The organism is Bacteroides sp. RTP31139st1_H2_RTP31139_211217 (genome assembly GCF_040227615.1).
GTDB lineage: Bacteria > Bacteroidota > Bacteroidia > Bacteroidales > Bacteroidaceae > Bacteroides > Bacteroides uniformis.
In genome coordinates this window covers 26752-29304 of record NZ_JBCNZM010000035.1, presented here as the reverse complement: position 1 = coordinate 29304, position 2553 = coordinate 26752, and the positions used below count along the sequence as shown (strand labels likewise).

Below are 2553 nucleotides of genomic sequence, written 5' to 3'. Positions count from 1 at the left end.
TGCCATAACGCTCTGCAGCAGCTTTGGAGCAGATAGCTGCATGGCCTTTCAGATGTTCCTGTTGGATGATTTCGGCACTGCGGGCGGTATCTTCGCCTTCCACCACTTTGATTCCGGGGTGTTGTCCCAGGAATTCACGGCATTGCATCAGGGCGATAGGGTGGGAGTTGACTTCGGTAATATCATCCCAGTCTTCATCGGGCAGGCAGACAAAACTATGGGAAATACGTAGCTTGTACTCGCCGACAATCTGTGCGCCACTTTGGCGTAATAGCTCATTGTTATGCAGCAAACTGCCTGCAATGGTGTTTTCTATTGCCAGCATTCCTATGGTCTGACTGTCTTTTTTGATGGCACCGAACACGTCTTCAAAGTTGGCGCAACAGATTAACTCTATTTCTTCTCCTTCGAAGTACTTGTGTGCGGCGATGTCGTGATACGAGCCTAATGTTCCTTGAATGGCTACCTTTTTCATTATTTTTATTTTCTTGGTTATGCTATAAAAAAAATCCCGCTTCCATACGATGGAGCGGGATTCTGTATATTTACTTGTTTCTCTATTCAGTCCTTAAGCATCACTGTCACTTGATACATACAAACTCCCGCTCTACTTTCTGGCTAAAGTAAAAGTAAAAAAAGAAGTAATATGCATAAGTAAATGACTTCATACTTGTATTCTCTGTTTTTGAATTACGTGACAAAAGTAATGCTTTTCTTTTATATACAAACAAAAAACAATGTTTTTTTTAGGGATAGTAGCAATTTAACTTATTTCCCTTTAACTTGTACAATGACTTGAACCGGACGATGGTCGGATGAAATGGTGTCTTCTATGACTTTCCGGTATTGTACGTCAAACCGATACCCATTCTTGGAATAGCCGTAGATGTAGTCTATACATCGGTTGGGACGGTCTGCTGGGAAAGTATAAGAGGTTGTGTCATTGAGGGTGGCAAAATGTTTTGCCAATTCCAGCTGGGGAGCGCTTGCTGGTGCGGAGTTCATGTCGCCTGCCATAAAGATGGGCTTATCGACGTTTTGCAAGGCTTTTTCTATCAATGGTACGGCAAGGAGCTGGTCTTCTGGAGTGAGGGACTGGTGTGTGGCACAAAATACATAATCTTTAAATTCTGCAATAATGAGGGTACGTTTTTCTTCCCGTCCGGGCATTGGAATGATTTTGTATTGTATGGGTATCTCTCTGGAGAGGATTCCGATGCCGTAGCTTCCACCCTGAAAAGGAATGGCTGCTGCATAAGTCCCGTGCATTCCGGTCAGTTTTTCTAGTTCTCCGAGAGCATGGATTCCTTTGTTGCGCACCGTTACACTGTCAAGTTCCTGCAGGGCGACTATGTCCGGAGAAGTTTGACTGATAACATTGGCAATGCGTCGGTAATTGTACTCCTTGTCCATACCGATGCAATTATGTACGTTATAGGACAATATGTTCACTTGCTGTGCATGGGCAGGTGCGAACATCAGTACAAAAAGTACTGATAGAAATAAATTTCGTTTCATTGGCGGCAATAATTGAATTTGTTATAATCCTAGGATATTACCGGTACTTCCCCCCGGTTGGTTACCATATTGTCCGTTAAAGTTCTGTATCTCTTTAGGATTGAGTTCCAGTCCTTTCTTCATGTCCTCCGCAGAGCCTTCCTTGTCTCCGTTCAGCAACTTGGCACGTCCGCGCTCATGATAGGCCTCTGCGAAATTAGGGTTCAGTTCTGTGGCTTCCGTAAAGAGCTCGATGGCTTCTGCCAGCTTGTTTTGGGTGATGTAAAGCTGTCCTAAGTAGAGGAAGGCTTGTTCGTTGAAGGGATTCAACTCTGTCACTTTCTGATAACTGCTTTCTGCTTTTTCTTTGTTTCCCGTAGCTTCTTCTATCTTTCCGCGGAGCAAGATGGTACTTTCGTCTTCCGGGTCTTGTGCCAGAATGGTGTCTATGTCTTCCATCGCTTCCTTGTATTGCTGCATTTGGACCAGTGCTTCGGCACGAAGCAGACGTGCTTCGATGAAATCATCTTTCAGTACGATGGCTTTCGTAAGATGAGCGATGCACATGATGCCGTCCCCTTGCCCATTGTCTGCTTTGCCGAGCAGGTAGTGTGCCATGGCGTTGCCCTCTTCTATTTCGATAGCTTTCTTTGCCGCTCCTGCCATGGCGGGATAGTCTTCCTGCATGTAGCATACGTTGGCTAGACTGAGGTAGGTGGAGGTATGTTCCGGCTCTATTTCGGTCATACGTTCCAGCAGTTTGTGTGCCTCGTCCAGTTCGTTGGTCTGGGTGTAGACTTGGGCAAGGTAGCCCATGGTCTCAAAGTCTTCCTGAATGGCAAGGGCTTCAGTGAAGCATTTGATGGCGTAGTCTGTACGGCCCATGCGTTGTGCACGCATACCGTCATACTTGAATATCTCAAAATTCTTCTGCTCGTTTTTTTGTTTCTCATTTGCCGGACTGTCTGACTTGCCGGAGAAAAAAGATTTAAAGAATCCCATAGGTGATTAAAAATTAAAGAATTAAAAATTAAAAAGGAAAAGGAGGGGCATGGT

3 protein-coding genes are annotated in these 2553 nt (G+C 44.9%); all 3 read right to left on the bottom strand.

Annotation, left to right across the window (positions count from 1 at the left end; translation table 11 throughout):
* Positions 1-475: prephenate dehydratase domain-containing protein (locus ABUA47_RS08055; protein WP_349831512.1), on the bottom strand; the 475-nt coding region annotated here is incomplete at its 3' end.
* 293 nt (positions 476-768) lie between these two features.
* Positions 769-1518 (bottom strand): endonuclease/exonuclease/phosphatase family protein, encoded by a 750-nt coding sequence (locus ABUA47_RS08050; RefSeq protein ID WP_035450088.1) that lies wholly within the window; start codon positions 1516-1518, stop codon positions 769-771.
* Positions 1519-1539: 21 nt separating this feature from the next.
* Positions 1540-2499: a tetratricopeptide repeat protein gene (locus tag ABUA47_RS08045; RefSeq protein ID WP_035450086.1), complete on the bottom strand. Its 960-nt coding sequence runs from the start codon at positions 2497-2499 to the stop codon at positions 1540-1542.
* Positions 2500-2553 lie beyond the last annotated feature (54 nt).